This is a genomic window from Halobacillus sp. 12SKB (genome assembly GCF_052941655.1).
In genome coordinates this window covers 3,050,352-3,074,780 of the sequence record NZ_JBRFWR010000001.1, presented here as the reverse complement: position 1 = coordinate 3,074,780, position 24,429 = coordinate 3,050,352, and the positions used below count along the sequence as shown (strand labels likewise).

General features: G+C 41.6%; 24 protein-coding genes and 1 other RNA gene. 8 read left to right on the top strand and 17 right to left on the bottom strand.

Translation table 11 applies throughout. The features are described 5' to 3' along the window. Nucleotides 1-6: 6 nt before the first annotated feature. Both ACQ4XT_RS15350 and ACQ4XT_RS15345 read right to left on the bottom strand, forming a co-directional pair. Nucleotides 7-861, bottom strand: coding sequence for a DUF72 domain-containing protein (locus tag ACQ4XT_RS15350; RefSeq protein WP_446854436.1), 855 nt, complete (start codon nucleotides 859-861; stop codon nucleotides 7-9). Nucleotides 862-969: 108 nt separating this feature from the next. After that, on the bottom strand, nucleotides 970-2,640 hold the full coding sequence (locus ACQ4XT_RS15345) for a formate--tetrahydrofolate ligase (protein WP_446854435.1): 1,671 nt from the start codon (nucleotides 2,638-2,640) through the stop codon (nucleotides 970-972). A gap of 303 nt (nucleotides 2,641-2,943) precedes the next feature. Between ACQ4XT_RS15345 and ACQ4XT_RS15340 the strand changes: the two genes are divergently transcribed. The 3 genes from ACQ4XT_RS15340 to ACQ4XT_RS15330 all read left to right on the top strand — a co-directional run bounded on the left by ACQ4XT_RS15340 (nucleotide 2,944) and on the right by ACQ4XT_RS15330 (nucleotide 5,001). Continuing rightward, on the top strand, nucleotides 2,944-3,144 hold the full coding sequence (locus tag ACQ4XT_RS15340; RefSeq protein ID WP_035504999.1) for a cold-shock protein: 201 nt from the start codon (nucleotides 2,944-2,946) through the stop codon (nucleotides 3,142-3,144). 757 nt (nucleotides 3,145-3,901) lie between these two features. After that, complete coding sequence (locus ACQ4XT_RS15335; protein ID WP_446854434.1) at nucleotides 3,902-4,579, top strand: queuosine precursor transporter; 678 nt, start codon at nucleotides 3,902-3,904, stop codon at nucleotides 4,577-4,579. A 14-nt stretch (nucleotides 4,580-4,593) separates the two neighbouring features. Continuing rightward, nucleotides 4,594-5,001, top strand: a complete 408-nt coding sequence (locus ACQ4XT_RS15330) for a ribonuclease HI family protein (RefSeq protein WP_446854433.1) — start codon at nucleotides 4,594-4,596, stop codon at nucleotides 4,999-5,001. Between the two features lie 10 nt (nucleotides 5,002-5,011). On the opposite strand, the gene ACQ4XT_RS15325 is transcribed toward ACQ4XT_RS15330, so the two are convergent. The 3 genes from ACQ4XT_RS15325 to ACQ4XT_RS15315 form a co-directional block, all read right to left on the bottom strand. After that, entirely contained in the window at nucleotides 5,012-5,299 is a 288-nt protein-coding gene (locus ACQ4XT_RS15325; RefSeq protein ID WP_446854432.1) for a DUF6123 family protein, read from the bottom strand. Nucleotides 5,300-5,720: 421 nt separating this feature from the next. Continuing rightward, the gene (locus tag ACQ4XT_RS15320) at nucleotides 5,721-6,230 is read right to left on the bottom strand and encodes an isoprenylcysteine carboxyl methyltransferase family protein (RefSeq protein WP_446854431.1); all 510 of its coding nucleotides are present in this window, start codon (nucleotides 6,228-6,230) and stop codon (nucleotides 5,721-5,723) included. A gap of 1 nt (nucleotide 6,231) precedes the next feature. Further along, nucleotides 6,232-7,314, bottom strand: coding sequence for a type III polyketide synthase (locus ACQ4XT_RS15315; RefSeq protein ID WP_446854430.1), 1,083 nt, complete (start codon nucleotides 7,312-7,314; stop codon nucleotides 6,232-6,234). Between the two features lie 114 nt (nucleotides 7,315-7,428). Here ACQ4XT_RS15315 and ACQ4XT_RS15310 point away from each other — a divergent pair, with 114 nt between their 5' ends. Beyond that, a complete protein-coding gene (locus ACQ4XT_RS15310) occupies nucleotides 7,429-7,896 on the top strand; it encodes a chemotaxis protein CheX (RefSeq protein WP_446854429.1) in 468 nt (155 codons plus the stop codon). A gap of 71 nt (nucleotides 7,897-7,967) precedes the next feature. Here the strand turns inward: ACQ4XT_RS15310 and ACQ4XT_RS15305 are convergent, their stop codons facing one another. Continuing rightward, nucleotides 7,968-8,735 (bottom strand): SDR family NAD(P)-dependent oxidoreductase, encoded by a 768-nt coding sequence (locus ACQ4XT_RS15305; protein ID WP_446854428.1) that lies wholly within the window; start codon nucleotides 8,733-8,735, stop codon nucleotides 7,968-7,970. A gap of 123 nt (nucleotides 8,736-8,858) precedes the next feature. Between ACQ4XT_RS15305 and ACQ4XT_RS15300 the strand changes: the two genes are divergently transcribed. Further along, nucleotides 8,859-9,413 carry a hypothetical protein gene (locus ACQ4XT_RS15300; RefSeq protein WP_446854427.1) on the top strand — a complete coding sequence of 185 codons (555 nt, stop codon included), beginning with the start codon at nucleotides 8,859-8,861 and terminating at the stop codon, nucleotides 9,411-9,413. A 41-nt stretch (nucleotides 9,414-9,454) separates the two neighbouring features. Here ACQ4XT_RS15300 and ACQ4XT_RS15295 read toward each other — a convergent pair whose 3' ends face one another. The 7 genes from ACQ4XT_RS15295 to ACQ4XT_RS15265 form a co-directional block, all read right to left on the bottom strand. Beyond that, nucleotides 9,455-10,921 carry a carboxypeptidase M32 gene (locus ACQ4XT_RS15295; protein ID WP_446855699.1) on the bottom strand — a complete coding sequence of 489 codons (1,467 nt, stop codon included), beginning with the start codon at nucleotides 10,919-10,921 and terminating at the stop codon, nucleotides 9,455-9,457. Nucleotides 10,922-10,993: 72 nt separating this feature from the next. After that, on the bottom strand, nucleotides 10,994-12,163 hold the full coding sequence (locus ACQ4XT_RS15290; RefSeq protein WP_446854426.1) for a THUMP domain-containing class I SAM-dependent RNA methyltransferase: 1,170 nt from the start codon (nucleotides 12,161-12,163) through the stop codon (nucleotides 10,994-10,996). 141 nt (nucleotides 12,164-12,304) lie between these two features. After that, nucleotides 12,305-12,679, bottom strand: an RNA gene (rnpB, locus tag ACQ4XT_RS15285) — RNase P RNA component class B. Nucleotides 12,680-12,774: 95 nt separating this feature from the next. Further along, complete coding sequence (gene gpsB / locus ACQ4XT_RS15280) at nucleotides 12,775-13,083, bottom strand: cell division regulator GpsB (RefSeq protein WP_160912095.1); 309 nt, start codon at nucleotides 13,081-13,083, stop codon at nucleotides 12,775-12,777. Nucleotides 13,084-13,160: 77 nt separating this feature from the next. Continuing rightward, the gene (locus ACQ4XT_RS15275; protein WP_446854425.1) at nucleotides 13,161-13,724 is read right to left on the bottom strand and encodes an SLOG family protein; all 564 of its coding nucleotides are present in this window, start codon (nucleotides 13,722-13,724) and stop codon (nucleotides 13,161-13,163) included. Nucleotides 13,725-13,808: 84 nt separating this feature from the next. Beyond that, a complete protein-coding gene (locus ACQ4XT_RS15270) occupies nucleotides 13,809-14,438 on the bottom strand; it encodes a CotD family spore coat protein (protein ID WP_446854424.1) in 630 nt (209 codons plus the stop codon). A gap of 291 nt (nucleotides 14,439-14,729) precedes the next feature. After that, entirely contained in the window at nucleotides 14,730-15,140 is a 411-nt protein-coding gene (locus tag ACQ4XT_RS15265) for a cytidine deaminase (protein ID WP_446854423.1), read from the bottom strand. Nucleotides 15,141-15,314: 174 nt separating this feature from the next. Between ACQ4XT_RS15265 and ACQ4XT_RS15260 the strand changes: the two genes are divergently transcribed. Beyond that, the gene (locus ACQ4XT_RS15260; protein ID WP_446854422.1) at nucleotides 15,315-18,362 is read left to right on the top strand and encodes an efflux RND transporter permease subunit; all 3,048 of its coding nucleotides are present in this window, start codon (nucleotides 15,315-15,317) and stop codon (nucleotides 18,360-18,362) included. Nucleotides 18,363-18,426: 64 nt separating this feature from the next. Here the strand turns inward: ACQ4XT_RS15260 and ACQ4XT_RS15255 are convergent, their stop codons facing one another. Together ACQ4XT_RS15255 and ACQ4XT_RS15250 are read right to left on the bottom strand one after the other, a co-directional pair. Continuing rightward, nucleotides 18,427-18,798: a YppE family protein gene (locus ACQ4XT_RS15255; RefSeq protein WP_446854421.1), complete on the bottom strand. Its 372-nt coding sequence runs from the start codon at nucleotides 18,796-18,798 to the stop codon at nucleotides 18,427-18,429. Nucleotides 18,799-18,853: 55 nt separating this feature from the next. Beyond that, nucleotides 18,854-19,120, bottom strand: coding sequence for a hypothetical protein (locus ACQ4XT_RS15250; protein WP_226589728.1), 267 nt, complete (start codon nucleotides 19,118-19,120; stop codon nucleotides 18,854-18,856). A gap of 589 nt (nucleotides 19,121-19,709) precedes the next feature. Here ACQ4XT_RS15250 and recU point away from each other — a divergent pair. Together recU and ACQ4XT_RS15240 are read left to right on the top strand one after the other, a co-directional pair. Continuing rightward, on the top strand, nucleotides 19,710-20,300 hold the full coding sequence (gene recU, locus ACQ4XT_RS15245; RefSeq protein ID WP_446854420.1) for a Holliday junction resolvase RecU: 591 nt from the start codon (nucleotides 19,710-19,712) through the stop codon (nucleotides 20,298-20,300). 16 nt (nucleotides 20,301-20,316) lie between these two features. After that, nucleotides 20,317-22,959, top strand: coding sequence for a PBP1A family penicillin-binding protein (locus ACQ4XT_RS15240; RefSeq protein ID WP_446854419.1), 2,643 nt, complete (start codon nucleotides 20,317-20,319; stop codon nucleotides 22,957-22,959). A gap of 39 nt (nucleotides 22,960-22,998) precedes the next feature. Here the strand turns inward: ACQ4XT_RS15240 and nth are convergent, their stop codons facing one another. Then, on the bottom strand, nucleotides 22,999-23,658 hold the full coding sequence (nth, locus tag ACQ4XT_RS15235) for an endonuclease III (protein ID WP_446854418.1): 660 nt from the start codon (nucleotides 23,656-23,658) through the stop codon (nucleotides 22,999-23,001). 8 nt (nucleotides 23,659-23,666) lie between these two features. Next, complete coding sequence (locus ACQ4XT_RS15230; protein ID WP_446854417.1) at nucleotides 23,667-24,362, bottom strand: DnaD domain-containing protein; 696 nt, start codon at nucleotides 24,360-24,362, stop codon at nucleotides 23,667-23,669. Nucleotides 24,363-24,429 lie beyond the last annotated feature (67 nt).

Below are 24,429 nucleotides of genomic sequence, written 5' to 3'. Positions count from 1 at the left end.
TGCCTCCTAAAAGTTAAAAAGGTCCATTTGCCGTGGATTAAGATCCTCATATTTAATATTAAGTAGCTCCTGCATTTGTTTGGCATTATCCGCGGCATCGCCACCTGAATTGTTGTTAAACAAAAGAGTCACTTCAGGGGTTATTTCTTCAAGTTTCAACGCCTGTTCTTTCCACTCCTGTAATTCTTCCTCATTGTATCTATACAAAAAACGTACTTTCCGCCAGTCTTTACGACCATTTTTGTTCCACCCGTGAATGTTTCTGCCATGAAAACGAACCAATGTCTTTTCAGGGTGGGTGGGTTCAAGAACTCGTGGCACAGAGCCTTCTCCTGCCTGAGGTTCGTCACAAATGCTGTGGATCCATTGTTGATCTTTCATGAACGAGAGCGTTTGGTCATAATAGGAAGATTCAAACCATGTGCGGTTTCTAAACTCCAGTGCCAATGGGTAGTCTTCCATCCACTCCCGGATATAACGCAGCTTTCTTATGTTTTCTTTTCGCACATCAAACCACGGTGGAAATTGAAATAACAGAGCATACACTTGTCCACTTTCCCATACAGGCTGGATCGATTCTTCGTAACGCTTCATTAAATCCTTCGCTTCCTGCACCGTCCTCGATTCTCTGTCATGACCGGTCAATTGTTGAAAAGCTTTTATGACAAATGAAAAGGACTCAGGCGTTTCCTTCAACCATTTTTCATAACGGGAAACTGGTTGAATTGCATAAAAGGCTGTGTCCACTTCAACTACAGGAAAATGCGAAGCGTACGCGGATAATTTCTCCTCGGATCTCGTCTTGTCGGAATAAAGGGCAGGATGGTCTCCCCAACCTGTCAAACCAATGCGTATTGTCACTTTAAGCCCCCTTACCTTCTATAAAAACGTTTCTTCTCCATTTTCGATTCAAACCCATGAATAATGGTCGACTTGAATGATTATAGCAGATCATAAACGAGCTTTGTATCAGAATAAACCATGGATGATGCCTTTGTCATCTACATCCATCCGTAAAGCAGCTGGCTGTTTAGGCAACCCTGGCATGGTCATGACGTCTCCCGTTAGAGCGACAAGGAAACCGGCTCCTACGGATGGGTAGATCTCTCTGACGGTTACCCTGAAGTTTTGCGGACGTCCAAGCTTTTTAGGATCATCGGATAAAGAATATTGAGTTTTAGCCATACAAACAGGAAGCTCTCCAAAACCAAGCTCTTTCAGTTGGCGCATCTGCTTCTCAGCTTTTGATGAAAACTCGACACCTTCAGCCCCATAAACTTTCGTCGCAATTTTACCAATCTTTTCTTCTATAGAATCTTCCAATTCGTAAATATACTTCATCGGAGCAGTTTTCTTCTCACAAACACTCATCACTTTCTCTGCCAGGTCCATACCACCTTGGCCACCTTCAGCAAAAACGTTAGTAAGAGATACTTCCACCCCTTGTTCTTGGCACCATCGAGTGAGAAAGTCAATTTCCTGTTGTGTATCTGAAGGGAATTGGTTGATCGCTACAACAAAAGGAAGTTCATACTGCTGGATCGTTTCCATATGCTTCTTCAAATTTCCGATTCCGTCCTTTAGTGCTTCCACGTTTTCACTCTCAAGCATCCCTTTCTCCATACCTCCATGCATTTTTAATGCTCTTATCGTAGCTACAATGACAACTGCATCAGGTTCTAAATCGCCTGCTCTCGTTTTAATATCCAAAAATTTCTCTGCTCCAAGGTCTGCTCCGAAACCAGCTTCTGTTACCACATAATCCCCAAGTTTGGCAGCTAAGTTTGTAGCCATCACACTGTTACATCCGTGGGCAATATTCGCAAATGGTCCTCCATGAATAATTGCTGGTGTATTCTCAATAGTCTGGACAAGATTTGGTTTGATCGCGTCCTTCAAAAGAAGTGTCAACGCTCCTTCTACTCCTAGTTGTTTCACTTGAATTGGCTTCTTGTCATAGGTGTATCCAATCACAATTTCAGCAAGCCTTTGCTTCATATCTGCAAGATCTCTCGCTAAACAAAGAATAGCCATAATTTCTGACGCAACGGTGATGTTAAAGCCATCTTCTCTCGGAACTCCTTTCACAGGACCTCCAAGCCCTACAATGACTTCCCGTAGAGCTCTATCATTCAGATCCATTACACGCTTCCATGAAACTCTTCGTGGATCGATGTTGAGTTCATTTCCCTGGTGAATGTGATTATCGATAAAAGCAGAAAGTGCGTTATTTGCGGATGTAATGGCATGGATATCACCGGTAAAGTGCAGATTGATATCCTGCATTGGTACAACTTGGGAGTATCCCCCTCCCGCTGCTCCACCCTTAATTCCCATCGTAGGCCCAAGGGAAGGCTCTCTAAGGGCAATCACAGCGCGTTGATTCATCCGGTTCAAGGCTTGCCCCAAACCGACCGTTACTGTGGATTTTCCTTCTCCTGCCGGTGTCGGGTTGATTGAAGTCGTTAAGATGATTTTCCCTTTTTTCCGATCAGAGAGTTTATTCAATAATTGGTCCGACAATTTAGCCTTATAATGTCCATAAGGTTCCCAGTCTTCTTCTGATAAATTTAACTGTTCTGCTATCTGTTGGATTGGTTTCATATTAGCTTCCAAAGCGATTTCTATATCGGATTTCATTGAAAATCTTTCCTTTCCTTATGTATCTTTTATCATTGTACCTGACTCTTGTTGTGAGTTATAGTATTCCAGTCCGGGAAGCGGTTACAAGTTGTTGAAATTTATTAGAATCAGGATGTTGACGCTCCTTTTTACATACGATATATTTGGGGTAAGCAAATAACACGATCGGAAACATAAATGACAGGTAACTCCTCATAGAAGTGCTTAGGAATTTATCGTTCCGAGCTTCTATGAGGTTTTTTTTCGGTCTGATATTTGTAATTTCCACGTTTTACGTGCAAGATTTAGGAGGAACAAATCATGCAAAATGGTACAGTTAAATGGTTCAATGCAGAAAAAGGTTACGGTTTCATTCAAGTTGAGGGTGGAAACGACGTATTCGTACACTTCTCTGCTATCCAGGAAGAAGGCTTCAAATCTCTAGAAGAAGGACAAGCTGTGACTTTCGAAATCGTAGAAGGCGACCGCGGCCCACAAGCTGCAAACGTTGTGAAAGAATAGATGAATCATCAAAAAGCAATCTCTCTGGAGATTGCTTTTTCTTTTCCCTCTAAAGACGATCAAGCCTTATATCTCCCCCATTCAATCTTCAAGATTAGCTCCCGTTTGTGGAAGACTTAGTTTCGAGATTTTTGTTGAGTGGATGGGGGCTGCGGGGAATAACTCGCTTTCCGCGAGAGCGCGGTGAGCCTCCTCGGACTGCGTCCTGTGGGGTCTCACCCTGCACTTTTTTCCCGCAGGAGTCTCGCCATTCCCCTCCGCCCCTTTGCCAAGGAAGATCCTCGAAACCACTACCAAAAGGTCAGTTCATTTAATTATGGGAAGTGGGTTATAGAACACCTCCATAACATTTAAAAGCTTAATCAACAGCGATTTATACCTCTAACAGTTGGATAGTGGAAGACCCTCCAACTTGGTACAAGGGTTCGTTTCTCCCTTACACTGAAAGGGGTGGTTGGGAAGCTGCGAGACTCCCGCGGGAATGGATGGACTGGCGAGACCCCGCAGTGCGTAGCACGAGGAGGCTTGCCGTCATCCCCGCAGGAAAGCGAGTAGCTTCCCAACCACCCCTGACGCACAATCCAGGTAACGAACCCTGGAAAGTCTCGAAACTGAGTCTTCAAGTATCCTGGCATATTTTGTATAAGAGAAATCATTCTTGTCAAATGGCTCGTACCGTCGTATAATGGATCGCTGTTGGTTCTATTTACCCGCGGTTCGTAAACTCCCGCGATACCAAAACTAAGGAGGAAATACGATGAGTAACGAAGTCCTATGGATATTATTTGCACTAATTAATTTCGGTTTACTACTAGGAATTTATCGCGCATTCGGAAAACCCGGCTTATTTGTATGGATCGGAATGTCTACAGTCCTTGCGAATATCCAAGTAGTCAAAACAGTAGAGATGTTCGGACTGAATGCAACTCTTGGAAATATTGTGTATGGAACCGCTTTTCTAGCTACCGATATTCTCAATGAGAAATACGGTAAAAAAGAGGCAAGAAAAGCTGTGTGGTTAGGTTTTTCCACATTAATCATTATGACGATCATCATGCAATTCGCCATTCTTTTCAACCCAGGCGAAAACGACATCGCTCAACCCGCCCTGCAGTCTTTGTTTGGTCTCGTCCCGAGAATTGCACTTGGCAGCATGCTTGCTTATATCGTAAGCCAATATTTTGACGTATGGTTATATGCCAAATTAAAAGAGCACTTCCCATCTGATCGTGCGCTTTGGGTCAGGAACAATGGGAGTACGATGATCAGTCAATTGTTAGATACGAGCATTTTTTGTTTCATCGCTTTTTTCGGCTTGTACCCTTTCGAGATTTGGCTTGAGATTTTCATAACAACGTATATAATCAAGTTCATCGTGGCAGCTTTAGATACACCATTCTTTTATATGGCCAAAAAAATGCCATATTCTGATTGAGGAGGTCATAAGCCATGTTAGAAGTGTACACAGACGCTGCTTGCAGTGGAGACCCTGGCCCTAGTGCTGCAGGAGTGGTCATTAAACAAAACCAAAACACGGAAGAGCATCAAATTTACTTGGGGACCTGGACGAATCATGAAGCAGAGTTCCTCGCAATCATTCATGCGCTGCAAATTTGCAAGGAGAAATATTCAGGAGAGATTATTTCTATCAGGTCTGATTCGAAAATCGCGGTAGATACGTTGGATAAGCGATATACCAAAAATGAGAAGTTCCTGCCCTTGTTTGAAAAAGTCATAAACCTTGAAGAAAACTTCTCCTACGTTTTTTATAAATGGATACCTGACAAACAAAATAAGAATGCAGACCGCCTTGCCAGAGAGTGTCTGCAGACGAAACAAAACCCAGATCAGCAATGATCTGGGTTCTTTAATTTCGTGTGGTCCTTGCAATGGAGAGTTGTTGTTCGATGGATTCATAGGCCTTTCTTTTACTAGTGATGGATGGATTTGAAATTAGTTCTAAAATACTAATGAAAAAACTCGGATCAAAGGACTGTTGTATTTTCAAGGTCATATTAACAGCTACAATGGTTTTCCATTCCGGAGCATGAGAAGAGTTGTTCCCAAAATATATAAATTGTACATCCTCATCACTCAATTTGAATCCCTTACTCCAAAGATCTTCTAAGAAGTAAGCTAGCGTGTCTCTATCCATAATTCGCTCCTAACCTTATTCGTCATAGGTATGTATATTCGACATTTTTCTATATCATAACAAAAAATTCGCGTTTTTCGTCAATTGGACCTGAATTTTTCACGAAATTTCTGTTTCCCCTGTTAGAATTCCAACGATGAGAAAAGCCAGGTGGATTCACCTGGCCGAAAGGGTTCGTTCATATCTTTTTTTATGGTAGAAATGAGAACTTTGGTTTTTCATTCTGAAGACATTCATGACGGTTTGGGCAGGAATGCTTCCCAACTTAGCTAATACAAAAATCATCAAACTACTGTAAACGGCGACCGTTAACATTATGAAAACCACCATTATTGTTCTCACCTTTCTAATTGAAAATGAATTTCATTTCTAATTAGAATCTTAACAGACATCCAAGAAATGAGCAATGTTTTTTGAGTATTTATATCCGTTCTTGTAACGCCCTTTCCTCCGCAGGAATTCTTACTGTAAGGACGAGCAAGTGAAGAAATGGAAAGATCAATGCTGTTAAATAGGCATGAAACAATACAGGGATAATCATCAATTCAAAAAAGACAATCACATAATTCGGGTGTTTAACAAACCGGTAGATCCCCTTCCTTATCGGCTCTTCATCAGGTAATACAAGTATTCTCGTATTCCACCGTTTGCCCAAAGTTCGAATGCAAGCCAATCTTAATACCTGTAATACGAAGAATCCGGCGAGCGCGATATAAAAAAATGGCTGCTGAACATATGGAGTCCAAACGAACTCTGCAACTATGCATACAAAAAATGAACTGTGTAAAAGAATGAACAGGAAATAGTGACCCTGCCCCCACTCCTTTGCCCCCCTTTCCACCATCCACTTACGATTGCGGTTAGCTAGAGCAAGTTCCCCCAAACGCTGAAATATTAATAAAGCTAAAATCATCCATAAAAAGATTTCCATTCTACTCCCACTCCAAACTGACAATTTCTGAACTAAACCCAGGTCCAAGGGAAGTCATGATCGACTTCGTCCCTTTTCCATGTTGCGTCTTTAAGACTTCATGCAATACAAAATGCACCGTTGGGGAAGACATATTCCCATGAGAGGACAAGACGCTTTTAGGGATATTTAAAGCATCTTCCTTCAAATTGAATACTTCCTCGTAAGATTCCAACACTTTTCTTCCTCCAGGATGAGCTACAATGAAAGGCAGTTCTTCGATGAGCCAATCATTGCTGCGTACGACTTCTTCCGCATGGACACTCCAAAATTCCTTGACCAATCTGGGGATACTTTTGTTGAAAATCACTTCAAAACCTGTATCTACAACCCTCCAACCCATCACATCTGTACTGTGGGCTTTTGTTTTGGAACTGGAATTGATGATTTTCGGAAGAGGGTGCTTCGTTTTCTCCAAAAGGGAAGAATGGTCACCCGCAACTAAGACAGCGGAGGCTCCATCGCCAAAAAGAGCTGTGCCTACGAAATTGCTCACTCTTGCATCCTTCGGTTGAAAGGTCAAGCTACATAGTTCTGCGCAAACGACAAGAACATTTTTATCAGGGTGACCGAGAAGCCATTCGTAAGCTTTAGCGATACCGCTTGTTCCCCCTGCACATCCTAGTCCAAATAAAGGGGTCCGTTTCGTATCCTCCCTGAAACCGAGTTCATTCATAATATAAGCATCGAGGGTAGGGGTAGAAATGCCTGTGGAAGAAACAAAAATAATATGATCAATGTTTTCTTTAATAAATTTGTTATCTCCCGGTACGTTCATTAAACAAGAATTGATTGCTTGTAAACTGTATGATAAAGCTTTGGTATGGTATAGATGGTTCCTCTCTTCTAATCCATGATCTTCTTTGAACCACTCTAATGGAGCAGCGAATTGACGCGTTTCAATATTCGCATGTTCAAAAATCGGCATTAATCTCTTCTTCTCATGATCTTTTAAAGGAAATAATTCATAAACGAGCTTTTGAACATCGGATTGATTACAGGAATAGTCAGCACATTGGACGCCCGAAGATAATATGTATGGCATTTTCATCCTCCTTTTTTTTACTATGTACAAAAAAAGAGGAAATTATGTCTTTAAATAACGATTTTTGTGGTATGATAGACCCATGTCAATAGAATCTATTTCGGAGGGATTCGGATGTCTTTAAATCAATCCATTACCGCTGTTCTCAATGGAAGTATCCATACAGTCCATCGCATTATGCCATTCGAATTAAAAGCTGAACAACCCTCCCTTCTAAATCAGGATTACTTAAATGAGGATATGGGAGTATTGATCGGTATGACCGGTGACCTTACAGGGAAGCTTTTGGTCGAAGGAACTGAAGCGAGTTTCAGCTTAGTAGGTGAAAAGATGTACGGTCTGTCCCTGGAAGGCGAAATGCTTTCTTCCTTTACTGGTGAGCTCGGGAATATGATTGCAGGAAATCTCGCTACTCATGTGTCTGAGCATGAAGTATCCATCGATATTACTACACCGACTGTCATTGGAGGCAAACGAAAAGTGGAAGATTTCAGTAAAGGGTTCCTTGTCCCTATGACCATTGAACAAGAACATAAACTTTCACTGATTTTAATGATAGAAGAAAAAATAAGCTTGACATAACAAAAGCGCCCTTTGCTGGAAAGGGCGCTTTTGTTATGTCAAGCTATGGAAGATCACAAATGAATTTTCGATTAAAATCCGTAAATGGTCATTCCTCCATCAACGAACAACGTTTGACCTGTCATATAATTTCCAGCATCTGAAGCCAGGAAAACCGCCGCCCCGCTCAATTCCTCTAGTTTACCAATCCTGTTCAGCGGTGTTCTTTCAAGAATCTCCTGGACATAAGACTCATCCTGATGGAGTCTTTCTGTGAGCGAGGTCGGAAAATACCAGGGACCAATGGCATTGACATTGATATTATACTTTCCCCATTCAAGAGCCAGGTTTTTGGTCATTTGGATAAGCGCGCTTTTCGTCATGGCATAAACGACTCCCGTTCGTAAAGCAGTGTGACCACCGACGGAAGAGATGTTAATGATTTTCCCCTCCTTAGAGGATTTCATCACTTGACCTGCATATTGAGAAAGGAAGAAAGCACTTCGCATATTCGTCGATATGATCTGGTCCCATTCTTCCTCTGTAACGCTTTCTGCTTCACTTCTGATATTCATTCCCGCATTATTGACCCATATATCAAGCTTCCGCCCTTCACGAACACGTTCAACCTCCTGGATAATATCCCTATAATCATTAATGTCGTGACAAATTATTGAAGCTTGCTGCCCCAGCTCTTCCACTTCTTTTTTCGTCTGTTCCAGGTCTTTCAAGTTTCTTGCGATCACAATCACATCCGAGCCAGATTCAGCAAAAGCAAGGGTGATGGCTTTTCCGATTCCTTTTGTTCCTCCTGTAATCACGGCAAGTTTACTTTCTAATCTAAAGTCTGGTAGATACATCGTAATGGCCTCCATCAATAGTGTTGAATTTTCAGTATAGTATAACATTTTTGCAATTTCTTTACATACGGGAAAGGCTGACATAGAATGTAAATCGTGAATAGAAAAAAGGGGGTTGTCTGTATGAAAAAATGGTTGTTAGCTTTAGGTCTTTCCGGAGCACTCGTTTTAGCTGGATGTAATGGTGACACGGAAGAAGGCACAGACGCAGACACTGAAAATCAGACAGAAGATACGACAGAAAATCAAGAGAACGATGAGCAAAAAGTGAAGAAAGAATTGCTTAGTGCTCAAATGGCTCTGACGAACACTTTTAAACCGTACCAACAGAAAATTTCTGCTTACCAAGCAGCCGTATCAGCAGAAGAACCTGATGCAGAAGCCATTCAAAATGCAGCTGAGGAAGCTAAGACAGCAGCGAGCGAAGCTTCTTCCATGGTCGACGATTATTCAATTGAAGCCGATCTACCGGATGATGTAATGACGAAACTAGAAGAAACACTACCTTCTCTTCAAGCCTATTATGAAGGTGTTGAAAAAGCATTGAATGAAAACATGGAAAATGCTGACTTTACAGCAGCTGAAGAGAAATTCACAGAATTCAACGATCAGTTCAATGAAATCCTTAAAGAAGCTGGTTTCCCAGCTACTCCGAATCTGATGGAAGAAATGTCTTAAATAAAACGAAGCCCGGCTTAATCAGCCGGGCTCTTTTCATATTACAAATGATATATTTTTTTGTATTTATTTGTAAGATAAACAATGAGATGGTCAGGATTCAGTCCTTCGCCAGTAATGTCATTTAAAATTTGCAGCGGTTTTTTCATTTTTCCATAATGATGGACATTTTCCGTCAGCCATTCCTTTATTTTGTAGAAATCGCCTTCTTCAATATATTGATCCACATCAATCTCTTCTCTCATTTTTGAGTTCAGCTGGGCTGCATACATGTATCCTAAAGCATAGGAAGGGAAGTATCCGAAATCCCCACCTGACCAGTGAATGTCTTGAAGTACTCCTTCAGAATCACTAGCAGGAGTGATTCCAAGGTAATCGTTCATCTTTTGATTCCACAAATCCGGAAGATCCTTCACTTCAATCTCACCAGCAATCAACGCTTTTTCTAACTCATAACGCACCATAATATGCAGACAATACGTCAACTCGTCCGCTTCAATCCGTATCAGTGATGGTTTTACTTCATTGACAGCCGGATAAAACTTCTCCAATGGGAGATCTTGAAAATGCTCAGGTGCATAGGATTTAAACAACTCATAATGATTTCGCCAAAAACCTTCACTGCGAGCTATGAAATTCTCCCAAAAAAGTGATTGTGACTCATGAATACCCATGCTTGTCCCGTCAGCAAGAGGTGTAAAAGCAAGCTTAGGGTCTATGTTTTGCTCATAGAGGGCATGGCCTCCTTCGTGAATTGTCCCAAAAACAGCGGTCCGGAAATCTTTTTCGTCGTATTTCGTTGTTACCCTGACATCATTTGTATTCAGTCCAATTGCAAAAGGGTGCACTGTCTCATCTAATCGGCCTGCTTCAAAATCATAACCCATGCGCTCCAAGATCACTTCACTGAACTCTGCCTGGCGCTCTTTAGGGAAATGGCCCTGCAGGACTGATGGATCAGGTTGATTAGGCGCTTCTTGGATTTGTTTAAGAAGGTCAGTTAAAGCTTTCCTCACTTTTGGAAACACTTTATCCAGTACTTCCACAGTTACACCCGGCTCGTAATTATTCAACAAAGCATCATAACGGTGGTTTTCATAACCCCAGTAATCCGCGAATTTACGGTTGTATTCAACCAGCTTTTCTAGATAAGGACGAAAACTTTCGAAATCATTATTACTTTTGGCTTCCCCCCACATGGATTCCGCCTGAGTTTGGAGCGTCACGTAAGCTCTATACTCTTCAGTAGGAATTTTAGCGGTTTTATCGTACGTCTCTTCCGCTTCTTCCACTGCTCTTTTCAAAATGGGATCTTGAGCCTTACCTTTTAATTCATCGATGTATCCACGCATTTTCTCTGATGTTTGGATTTCATGGACTTTTTGTGACATGACGCCGATGACTTCAGAACGACCTTCGATTCCTTTGCGGGGGGCTTTTGTTCGCATGTCCCAAGCCATCAGCCCAATCGCTTCGCCGTAAGCCGATTGCTCTTTCAATAGCTCCATAAATTTTTGTTCTGTCGTTTTACTCAAAACTACCTCTCCCCTTCATCTGAATGGATAACTGAATCAAACGAATCAAAAACCGAATCCTTTACCATTGTCCGGCTTCGATTTTGGCTTCCTACCGAAATATTGATAATAATCCGTTTTGATAAAGCCATTGAAGAGCTTCCGTTTTTTAGTGGCAAGCTTTCCGTAAAGCTTCTCAAATCCTTCATGAGAAGTAAGAACGTACACACTCCAAGTCGGATGATCACGCATGATCGTACCAAGATTGCGGTACATCTGCTCGACTTCTTCCCGCTCACCCATTCGCTCTCCATAAGGAGGATTAGACACGAGGTATCCATTTTCCTGCTTTGGTTTGAAATCACTCATCTGCATTTGCTTCCAAGTGATCAACTCTCCGAGCCCTGCTTCCATCGCATTCTTTTTGGCGATTTCAATGAGGTCAGGGTCAATGTCAGAGCCGAATATTTGAAGCGGCTGATCATAATTCGCTGCATCTTCCGCTTCTTGAAATGCATCATCCCAAGCTTTTTGCGGAATAAAGCTCCAATTTTCTGATGCGAATCCCCTGTTAAAACCAGGTGCAATGTTCTGACCGATCAGTGCGGCTTCAATAGCGATCGTACCGGAGCCACAAAACGGATCCACAAACGGCTGGTCAGGTGTCCAATTTGTAATCTGGACCAGCGCAGCAGCTAGGGTCTCTTTCAGTGGCGCTTCTCCCTGGCCCACTCGATATCCACGTTTATGCAATCCACTACCTGATGTATCAATTGTCAGTAAAGCTTCATCCTTGTGAATTGCCACTTCTACTCTGTAAAAGGCTCCCGTTTCTTTCAACCACGAATCAATGCCGTGTTTGACTTTTAATCGTTCTACAATTGCTTTCTTCACAATCGATTGACAGTCCGGAACACTATACAACTTCGATTTCACCGATTTACCGACTACTGGAAACTCGCCATCTTCTTCTATAAAAGATTCCCAAGGCAATGCCTTTGTGTTTTCAAAAAGTTCATCAAAGGATGTAGCCTTGAACTTTCCAACCAACAATTTGACACGATCAGCCGTTCGAAGCCAGAGGTTGGCTCTGGGTATCGCTGATACGTCCGCTTCAAATACGACCCTTCCATTTTCGATCTGTATATCTTCATATCCTAACGCTTTAACTTCTTTTCCTACTATGGCTTCAAGTCCCATAGCTGCCGTTGCAATCAACGTAACTTTTTTTGACATGATGAACCTCCTTCATATGTAGCATGAACAAACGTGAACCGTTTCCTTCACTAATAATGTTATACAAAAAGAAAAAACCCTTCCAAAAAGCTTAAGGCTTTCCAGAAGGGTGTCATCTGTATCATTAGCGACCTTTGAATACTCTGTAAGCCATGTTCTGTGCCATTGTACTGCAAACGGTGGTCAACCTCGTACTCCGGTGGCAATCATCTATCTGCCGTCAAACGGCCTCTTCTCTGGTTCATTTCCCATTGAAAAGTGCCCCTACCTATATTTGGGTTGCTCGCTCGTGGGGTTTACCTCGTTCCACCCGAAGTATTTCTACTCCGGCTCCGTCACTGTGGCACTTTCAAGGTAGTCATTCCTTATCAAAGACTTAGGAATTTTCCCTGCCGTAAGTTCTAAAGAACTCCCTTGACTTATGGTTTCGTCAAGCACGAACACTACAAGCATCGCAGCTTGTGCGAGCATGGACTTTCCTCTGTATAGAGACCTATACAGCGATTACCCGAGTATTCAAATGAGCATTATCATTTGTCATTGCGTCTCTTAAGACGTGCTAAACCATTATAACAGAAACTTATTTGCTTGTCATTGGAAAAATTTGAATACTAATCAGCGTATTTATTACCAAAAACAGCCTTCTCTAAGTTTGAAACACGCTTCAAGATGTCATAATTCACTTGATGATTATTCGTAGATGGTTGCCTTTGTCTCTGTGCAGTTTCCCGTGATGACATTTTTTTCAATCGGTCATTTTCCTGCTGCAGACGTTCAATTTCCTGCTGAAAACGGTCATAATCCTGAATGATCAAGTCCAGATACTCATCTACTTCTTCCTGGTTATACCCTCTCATAGACGTTTTGAAGTCTTTCTCAAGTATATCCTTTCCGCTTAAATGATACTCTTCTAAGTTCATTTTTCTCACCTCTGTTTCACACATTATATCCATTTTTTCAAAAGGTCACGGAAATGTCAATTTCAAATCCAGAACATTTATTGACTCCAGAAATCCGGATCTGCCATCCGAAGCTCTTCAACCGTCTCTTCAAGGTCTAATGGAGTAATATAAACAACCTCATAGCCACCTTGATCTTGTGCCTTTTTTGCTAATCTTAAAAAGTATTGTGGACTTCCCTCTGTATCTTCATCAAATAGAACAAGACAACCTTCCGAGTGGTCGATTAAAAATTGATCTTTCGCTTTGAATTGATAAGGACCTTCATATCCTTTATTATAAATCGGCTGGTAGAAATCGGCGGTCATTGTAACTTCCTCATAAATAAGCTTAAGGTCTTCAGGCCAGCGCTCCTCCTGGTTTTCGAAAGGAGGAAGAATACCTAATTTCACCTCATACTCTTCTTTCAGATCGAGTACAACTTCAGCTGTCCATAACTCGACTCCCATTTGTCCAGAAATAAGCACCCATTGTAAACCCTCTTCTATGTAGGAACGTAATCTTTTTTTTATGGCTTCTTTTACAAATTCGACTTTTGGGTCATTATTCTTGAAAATCCCCATTTCCATCGGTTTATAACCCGTAACAACAATGGTCTTCAATGAACTTCCTCCTTACCTTTCATTCATTTTAATATGATTCCTGAAAAAAAGAAAATAAGCCACAATATTGTGGCTTATCTTATCTTAGCTATTCGAGCCTGAGCCCATCATTGGCATTTGACCCTGACCCATCATTGGCATCTGTCCTTGGCCCATCATTGGCATTTGGCCACCCTGGCCCATCATCGGCATCTGCCCTTGGCCCATCATTGGCATTTGACCGTCACCCATCATCGGCATTTGACCCTGGCCCATCATTGGCATTTGACCGTCACCCATCATCGGCATTTGACCCTGGCCCATCATTGGCATTTGGCCACCCTGGCCCATCATACCTTCCATGTCTTCCATATCCTCTTCGTTCATCATCGGCATTTGGCCTTGGTCTTGGCCCATAGGCATTTGCCCCATGTCTTGAGGATTCATATAATCCATCCAGTTATAATCTGGTGAAGATCCTTGAGGAAAAGCGAAGTCTTGAGTTCGGAAGTTGTTTTGCTCAGAAACCATGTAAGGGAAATAATGGTTGTTGTTCAACGTATGATTGTTGCGCACGAGAATGTGCGTAGGATGAATATAATCTTGGTTTTCACAGAAGTAGTTATCCACTACACAGTGTTGAACCGGACATACGATTGGTCTACGGTTTCCGGCTGGCGACATCGGGGACATAGGTCCACATCCGCAAGAGTCCTGCATAGACTGTTGATGCATTGTGCTTTCACTCCTTGTTCTGTTATTCCTTATCAGCGTATGTCACAAAGAGCATGAATGTACTGGGCGATATCATCATATCCATTACTTTCTTATCAACAGACACCTATCCACTGTTATACTAATTAGCAGATGGGCTCTAAATACAAACTTTGGATAGACTTATAGGATAAGAACAAATAATCAGCAAGGTTTGAAAGTGAACGGTATGAACCATTGCCAGATCATTTCATTTCTATTAAGTCAGAAAAATCAACAAAAAAAAGGATGAGAGTCTCATCCTTTTCCTTTCTAATTCGCATCCTCTTCAGATAAATCAGCAGAAGAAAACGAAAATGGCAGAATTTCTTCCATTGTAAATGTTTTTGTATCCCCATGCAGGTTTGTTGTATAAATTTTAACATCTGACTGGAAAAATTCACTCATGACCTGCCGACAAGATCCACATGGTGGAACAGGTCTTTTCGTGTCTGCGACAACGGCCAGTTCTTTAAACTTGTCATGCCCATCGGAAACCGCTTTGAAAATCGCCACTCTTTCTGCACAACATGTAACAGGATAAGCGGCATTTTCTATATTACATCCTGTATAAAGGGTCCCGTCTTCTGTGACTAAAGCAGCTCCAACAGGGAATTTTGAATAAGGTACATAAGCCTTTTCCCTTATCTTTTCAGCTTCATTTATTAGTTGTTTCGATTCCATCTACATCCCTCCCTAATCCATGGGAAGGTAATTATATACGAATACAAGCGAAATGTAAAGCGGTTTCATTTTACCGTTAGTACAGCACATCCAGAGAGCATTTAATTGACACATGTGTCGGAAAAAAGTTTATACTGAAAGAGCATTAAAACCATATGGATTAGGAGGAACAAAATGAAGTCAATTTTAAATTACAACAAAATTATTTGGATTTTTATTTTATTATTGATTTTTACAGGTATTTTCACTTATCTGCAACTACCAAAAAGGGAAATTCCTGAAATTAATGTAAATGTGTCATCTATTTCCACGGTGTACCCTGGAGCGACACCTCAAGAGGTGGAAAGGACAATCGTTAACCCTCTTGAAGAAGAGCTTTTGAATACTGAAGGGATTGATGAGATCACCTCTGCGTCCACAACAGGATTCGGTACAGTGACCGCTACTCTATCCGGGGGTGTGGATACAGATACAACGAATGCCAAGATCAGACAGGCTGTATCAGAAGTATCCAGGTCTTTTCCAGATGAAGTACAAGCTCCCAATGTGAACACGGACATGACTATGTCCGCCGTTGCTTCCTATCATTTATCCAGCAATGAACGAGCAGAATTATTCAACTTACGGGATGATTTGGAAGAATGGAAGGCAGAATTGACCAAGACTCCTGGTGTCGATTCCGTTTTAGTCAAAGGTTTACCTGATCAGAAAGTAGCGGTCAGCTTGGATAATGAACAATTGAATGAGCTGCAGCTTTCACCATCTTCTGTCATACGTTCGTTGAGTGATGAATTAGGACCTTCACCAATTGGAACTGAACAAAGAGATGGTACCATTCATCAACTGATCTTTGAAAAATATTCAGACATACAAGAATTGGAGAGTCTATTTGTCGGAAATAACTCTGAAGGAGAGCCTGTGACCCTGGATGAAGTCGGGTCCATTGAGATTACCAACAAAGAAGTAGAAGATCTTATTACTTATAAAGACAAAGCTGCCTTGTCCGTCACCGTGCTTACTGAAGAAGGAGTAAACATTAGTGCCCTTCAAAAAGAGTTGACAGACAAAATTAACGTTCTGTCAGAACAGTTACCAGAAGAAATCCAGGTCGATCGTTTTTACACACAAAGTACAGTTATAGATGAAGTCTTTTCGAACCTGATTACTTCTTTTTCCATTTCGTTTCTTGCTGTCATCATCATTATGGTATTGGGCCTTCCATTATCTTCAGCGATTCTCGTTGCTTTATCAATCCCAATATCCATTCTCATCGGTTTAATCCCTCTTCCATATGTCGGAGTCGATTTAAACCAAATATCAGTTATTGGAATGATTATAGCCATTGGGATATTGGTTGATGATGCTATTGTCGTCAACGACAACATTCAAAGAAGGTTCCAACTTGGAGATGGTCCGATGGAAGGTACCCTCCGTGGTGTGAAAGAAGTCGGCAAATCGATCATTACTTCAACACTCATGATCATTTTCAGTTTCTTGCCTTTAACCTTCTTATCTGGAACCAATGGGGATTTCATCAGAGCCTTACCATCTGTCTTAATTTTCACGGTGCTGGCATCCACGATCATTGCGCTGACGTTTATTCCCACCGTTCAATATGCTAGAAAAAAACGAAAGAAAAAATCCAGAAAAGCAAAATCTGGACTCCTCGGTGGCTTGTTTGACCGTTTAGAACGGACCTACGCTGACAGGATTCTTCCTACGACTACGAAGAAACCTTTGATCACATCCCTGATTGGTCTGGTTATATGTGCTCTATTAGCAACACTGGCCATAAGAATTCCGTTTGAATTCTTCCCTGCTGCTGATCGTCCTGAAGTCACCATTTCTGTTGAAAATCCTCAAGGGACAACGATCGAGGAAACAGAAGAAAAATTACAGGAATTGACAGAACTTCTGGAGGATTCTGATGAAACCATTACTGAAACAGCGGTTTATTCAGGAAGTGGACTTCCCAATTTGTTCAGTTCAGGATTGCAGCGATCAGGTGAGAACACAGGTCAGGTTCTTGTCCGTGTTGACAGAGACCAGACGAGCGCAAGTGATTTTATTGAAGAATGGGAAGAGCCTTTAAGGGAAGAATTCCCGGACAGTGAAATTTTCCTTGAAACCATTGTTTCTGGTCCACCACCTTCACCACCTGTCCAGATTCAAATCCAAGGTCCAGAGATTGAAACGTTGATTTCTGAGGCTGAAAATGCAAAAAATCGATTAAGTGAGCTGGAAGGTGCTGAAATAGCGACACTTAATGCCGAGACGCAGCCTTTCACAGAATACAATGCAGATCGATCATTACTTGCGGAAAACAACATACCGATCAACCAAATCACTTCTCAACTCCAACTGGCAAATATCGGAGTACCTTTAGGCACCTTTGACAATGGTGTGGAACGTCTGCCGATCGAAGTAATGGTAGACGACGGTGTAGAGAATGGCGTGGCCCTATCTGAGCTGAATGTAGTCAGTCAGCAGACGAATCAGAATGGTGGACCGCCAGATATCCTTATGCTTGATGAAATTATCACGACTGATTCAAGCGAAAGGATTGGTGTGATTCCACACTTAGATGGAGAACGAACCATTACTGTTGAAGCTTACCCAGAAGAGGGAATGGAAAGTACCTTCTCTGAACAGTCATCGGAAGTCGTAAATGAAATTAAGGATGACCTTCCAGAAGGTTATACGCTTGTTGAAAGCGGTGAATCCGATGCTCGTTCCGAGTTCTTTGTAGAAGTAACCAAACTCTTTGTCATCGTCTTGTTCTTAATTTATTTGACGATTGCCATCCAGTTCAATTCACTGCTTATGCCTTTGCTGATTACAGGAACCGTATTTTTAGCTGTGACAGGAGCTATTATAGGACTTTTTGTTTCAGGGGAACCTTTAAGCTTCTTAGCTGTGTTGGGGATTGTCTCTCTTTCAGGTATTGTTGTGAGGAATTCTGTGATTCTCGTCGAATTTATTGAGCAAAACCGCGAACGTTACAGCAGTAATGTAGAAGCTGTAATTGAAGCAGGAAGAGCAAGAATTCGTCCTATAGTTCTGACATCATTAACATCGATTGCAGCTCTGGCACCAATCATCTATACAGGAGATGTATTGTTTAAGCCATTAGCCGTATCAATCGTGTCCGGACTTGCCTTTTCAACAGTACTCACGCTTTTGCTTGTTCCATCGTTTTATTTGTTAATATCCAGAAAATAACCAACTGGATGATTTATTATTTGCGAATATCCTAAAGAATTTAATATCAATGAAAAAAGCTCCCTTATAGGGAGCTTTTTTCATTTTGTTCTATATCGTCAAGGACCATATCCAATACGTAATGGGAGGACTGATATAATTCTTTAAACCTTTTGCGATGTACATCCAGATAATAACTATGGAGGATAATCATTTCAATATTTTCGTGCGTTGATTTCACTTGGTTAGGATGAACATTCGTCTTTCGGTCTTTAACGAAATCCTCTGCTTCCTTTACCCATTCGCTTGTCAATCGGAACATCGGAGCTGTTTCCTTTTTCACCTGATTAAAAAAATCATAGCTTTTCTTATCTACGGGACCTTCCGTATTTAAAAAGCGTTGATGTTGTTCATCAATTAGTCGCTTTAGTTCGTTCGTATTAGCTTTCAAATTCATAACATCCCACACCTTTCCCTCTTCATAATATCATGAGGGAAAAAGGGCTTCAAAATCAACCTACAGAACGACGTCTTGCCTGTTGAGCAACTTTCTCCATATATTCATAACGGCGTTCTCTTTTCATCTTTCTTAATTCATCTCGAAGACCGAAGACTTCATTCTTCAATTCATCGATTTCTTTACGGTGGGAGACGGCCATATTAAACACGATTTCATCTGCTTTGATCGACAACCTACGCTCAAGTAAGGAGAATTTTTCCTGTAAGTGCGAGAGCTGCTCCTCAAATTCATACGGTGTGATGACACTATTTTTCTTCATACACTACTCCCCCTTTTATTGGTGTTTAACAAATTCTCTATTGCATGCATAACTCCTCTAAGGATGACAAGACTAGAACTAAAGCAACAAAACAAGTCAAATCAGACATAAATCTTCGACATAAAAGGAGAAAAGCACATGGCTAAGAAAAAAGAAAAGAAAAATAAAAAACCGACACCTGCAAAAACGGACAACCCTAAACTTGCTGGTGAGAACCGCCCTTCTACGTGATTGGACAGAAGCTGTTGCTATTTTTTATAGCAGCAGCTTTTTTTATCAACCGTTTGAAAGCTGATAAACGAATAAGGCTATTTTCCATCCTTTTCGTCGTTACATTTCAAATCTGTAGGAAACCCTTCACTCTCTGCTCGAGTCAAAAAACCCTATCCATTATCGAAGGAATATGATTAGGGTTTTGAATGGAATATGTGAGGGAAGATAGTCATGGCGGTTTCCTTATATGTGTCAATCATGTGAACAGTGAAACTTTCCTTTCTTTTATACGTCTATATAAAATGAGTCTCATGTATATATTCTTGGACACGAAAATTTGGTATGATACTCTCATGGCTATAGGGAGGGATTGATTTTGAATTATCCCAATGGGAGACGTGGATCCAAGACAAATTCAGCTCCTAAAGGAAAAACAAAACCGGATTTCAGTAACAGGGGAATGTCACTTGAAGAAGACATTAATGTAACAAATGAATATTATCTGCAGGCAGGAGTAGCGGTAGTCCATAAAAAACCTACGCCTGTTCAAATTGTACAAGTGGATTACCCGAAGCGAAGCGCCGCCGTCATTAAAGAAGCATATTTTAAACAAGCTTCAACAACAGACTTTAATGGAGTTTATCGTGGGAAATACATCGATTTTGAGGCAAAAGAAACGAAAAACAAAACGTCTTTTCCATTAAGTAATGTCCATCAGCACCAGATTGACCATATGAGGGCTGTCCAAACACATGGTGGAATCAGCTTTATGATCATAAAGTTCACACCTTTAGACGAGACTTACCTCCTCCCATCATCTTCGGTCTTTACCTTTTGGGAAGATCAGTGGAACGGTGGAAGGAAATCGATTCCTTATGCTTCCTTTACTAAAGAAGGAATCAAAATCCCTTTTCATTATCAGGCACGGGTTCACTATGCCACTGCCATCGATAAGCTTTATTTCTGAAATGGAGGAAATGTAAATGGCCAACGATAGCCAGTCACGTACAGCACGAAGAAAACAGATGAAATCATCGAAAAAAGGAAAAAGCACTTCAAAATTCAAGAAGATTTTCATGACCCTTCTAACGATCGGAGTTGTTCTGATGTTAGGAGTTGGAGCACTATTTGCCTATTATGTCGCTACGGCTCCGAGTTTAGATGAATCGAAATTATCCGATCCATTCTCTTCCAAAGTTTACGATAAAAACGGAGACTTGTTTGCTGATTTAGCCGGAGACGAAAGACGTACGAAAATCACATACAACGACATCCCTCCCGTTCTTGAGGACGCCGTTTTAGCCACAGAAGATGTACGCTTTTTCGATCATATCGGAATTGATTTTCGAAGGATCGGAGGCGCTGTACTAGCCAACATTACTGGCGGTTTCGGTGCTGAAGGAGCTAGTACAATCACCCAACAAGTCGTCAAAGAGTCATTTTTGACGAAAGATAAGACCATAAAACGTAAAGTACAAGAACAATATTTGGCTATTAAGTTGGATCAGGAATATTCTAAAGAAAAGATTTTAGAAATGTATCTCAATAAGATTTACTACGGAGCTGGGGCTTATGGAGTGGCTGAAGCTGCCGAAACTTATTTCGGTAAGAAAGACCTCAGTGAGCTTACATTGCCTGAAGCTGCCTTGTTAGCAGGTCTTCCGCAAAGACCTAGTGGCTACATGCCATTCGAAAATCCAGATTTAGCGAAAGATCGAATGAACACCGTCCTTAGTTTGATGGTGCAGCACGGCAAAATTACAGAAGCTGAAGCAGAAGAAGCACGACAAGTGAAGATCGAAGACATGTTGATCGAGAGACAACCTGAAAAAGAAGCACCATTCCAAGCGTTCTTGGATGAAGTGGAAAGAGAAATTAAAGAGAAAATGGATGGCTCAGATATCTATAAAGATGGATTAAAGATTTATACTACTTTAGATCCTAAAGCACAGGAACAGGTGCAGCAGCTCTTAAGCAATGAGGGGCCTACCCCGTGGCCGGATGAAAAATTAATGGCTGGAGTTACTGTCACAGATACACAAACAGGTGCCATTCGAGCAATTGGCGGAGGCCGAAACTACCAAAAAGGTCAATTCAATACGGCCACTCAAATCAACCGTCAACCAGGCTCAACGTTCAAACCAATCACAGCCTATGGTCCGGCAATCCAATATAATAAGATGTCCACCTATCATCAAATTAAAGATGAAAAAACTGAATTTGACGTCAATGACGGATGGACACCTAATAACTTTGATAATCAGTTCAGGGGATGGGTATCAGCTAGATATGCTTTAAGCCGGTCATTAAATATTCCAACCATTAAGTTAATGGAAGAAGTAGGGATCGATAAAGCGGAAGAGTTTGCAAAAGGACTTGGCTTTAAAGTGCCTGACAAAGGTTTTATGCTCTCAGATGCCATTGGAGGAGGAGTTGGAACAAATCCTAAAGAAATGGCTGCCGCGTACGCTGCTTTTGGTAATGAAGGCGTATATAATGAACCACATACCGTAACAAAAGTGGAAGTACCTGGTGAAGGAACCATTGAGCTTACTCCGGAGCCTAAGTCTGCCATGAACAGCTACACGGCCTTTATGATCTCTAACATGCTGCAAACCACAATGAGTGAAGGTACTGGTACAGCTGCTAACGTACCTGTTGTACCTGATGCAGGTAAAACAGGTACGACAAACCGTGGGGATTATGCATCAGACTCCTGGTTCAATGGATACACAACGAACTACTCCATATCCATTTGGGCAGGTTACGATGAAGAAGATCCAATGTCTCAGGCGGCCAAAAATATACCCAAACAGATTTACAAACCATTGATGACACAATTATCGCAGGGAATAGAAACAGCTGACTTTACTAAACCGGATTCCGTTGCGTGGGTTGACGTAGAAAAAGGTTCGAGACCTGCACGTTTACCTAGTGAATATACACCTTCGGACCGCATTGTTACAGAACTATTCCATGTAGACAATCAGCCATCTAAAGTATCAGAAGCGTATCAGAAATTGGATCCTGTTCAATCTCTGGCAGGAAAATTCAATGAAGAAAACTCCAGTATAGACCTTTCATGGTCCTATGGAAATACCGATGGAATCAGTTTCCGTATTGCTGCCTCCATTGATGGTGGAGAAATGAGAGAGTTAACAACAACGAAAGAAACAAGTGTTGAAATTACGAACGTCGACCCGGGTGCCTCCTACGAATTTGCTGTTGTGGTCATCAGTGATGACGATAATACAGCAAATAGTGAGCCGGCTACTGTCACGGTTCAAGCCCCAGGTTCTCTTGAACAGGAAATTCCTGAAGAATCCGAAGACGGCGAAAATCAGGAAGAAGAAGAAGAAGAAGAGAACACGGAAGGCGAAGGTCCTCCTGAAGAAAACAACGAAGGAGACGGCCAAGGAAATAATGACGGTGACGGGAATGGTCAAGGAAGTGATCAGGGGAATGGTCAAGGTAATGGCCAGGACGATGATGGATCTGACAATACGAATGATAGTGAAAACGATGGTCAAAACCAAGATGATGGTTCTGATTCCGGTGGGGACAGTGGTTCTGACGAAGAACAACCACCCGCTGAAGAGGATCAGGAACAGCAAGATGCTGCCTAAACAAAAAATACCCTCTCGAATTTTTTCGAGAGGGTATTTTTATTGGGATTTCTCTTTCTTTTTCATTCGTTTCTGCCCTTCTCTGCACAAAAATAACAAAGGACACTCTTCACAATTCGGGCGTTGTGCTTTACAGTGGTAGCGACCGAAAAATATCATCCGGTGATGAGTAACACTCCACTCTTCCACCGGTATTTTCCTCATCAATGTTTTCTCTACTTCCAAGACGGAATCTTTCCACCTGCAAAAAGCTAGACGTTTGGATACACGCTCCACGTGTGTATCTACCGCTATGGCAGGTTCATCAAATGCAACGGAAGCTACTACGTTTGCCGTTTTCCTCCCCACTCCAGCTAAACTTTCCAACTCTTTTTTGGTAGGGGGTACTTCCCCATTAAACTTTTCAACAAGTGTTTGGGATAGCTTCTTTATGTTCTTTGCCTTGTTCCTATATAAACCGATCCGCTTGATGTCATTCTGGAGCTCTTCTAAAGGAACAGCGATATAGTCCTCCGGCTTTTTATATTTATCAAAAAGTTGAGGGGTCACTTTGTTCACTAATGCATCAGTCGCCTGAGCCGATAAAACGACAGCAACGAGGAGTTCAAATGGATTGCTGTGCGTCAACTCACACTCGGCCTCAGGAAACATTTCTTCAAACGTATCTAGACAATGACGGATTTGCTGTTTGTTCAACATCGTTTGTTTTAAGAATCCTCCTCCAACCAGTTATAGTAAAGGGAAATGTCACGTTTCTTATTTTCCTGTTTTTGGGTTTTAGGCCCCTGTTGTCCTTGGCGGAACTGCCTGCCCTGTTCCCGGGCCTGTTCCACCGTTTTCACACCTTTCCGCTTCCATTCCCTCAGGATACGGTCGATGTACTTGAAATTCAGTTTACTCATTAATACCGCTTCTCTTAACGCCGCCTTGATCAGTGCTGGAGACTGCTCTTCCTCATCAAGCCATATATTTATCGTCTCAATTTCGAATGGAGACAAAGGTCTCCCGAATTCCTGCTCAAACAGAGGGAAAATATTCTCATCATAAGTGCTGTCATTCGTTTGAGGTTTCGGTGCTACGGCGTAAATTTTTTCCCATAATGGTTCTAGTGAATAATATTCATTAAGGACTCGATGCTCATTCTGATTCTGCTCAATGGTCATCATCCTTTTTTGTATCAAGCTCCTAAGTACTTGTGAACATTCTTGGGACGTAATGGTTAGATGAGTCGCCAGTTGTTCAGGTGTCGGAAATCCATTACCTTCTGTACGGAAACGATGAATTTGTAGAAGAACGACCAATTCCGTTTCATTTAACTTCAATTGGTGATAATTTTCGAGAAGTTTCGTTGGAACGACCATTTGGTTATCCATGATGTTCTGAAAGCTTTGGTATTTAGCCAAATCAATCCCTCCATTCTTAATCTTCATGGAATGAAAAACACCGATACGCCACGGGCGTTAGATCGGT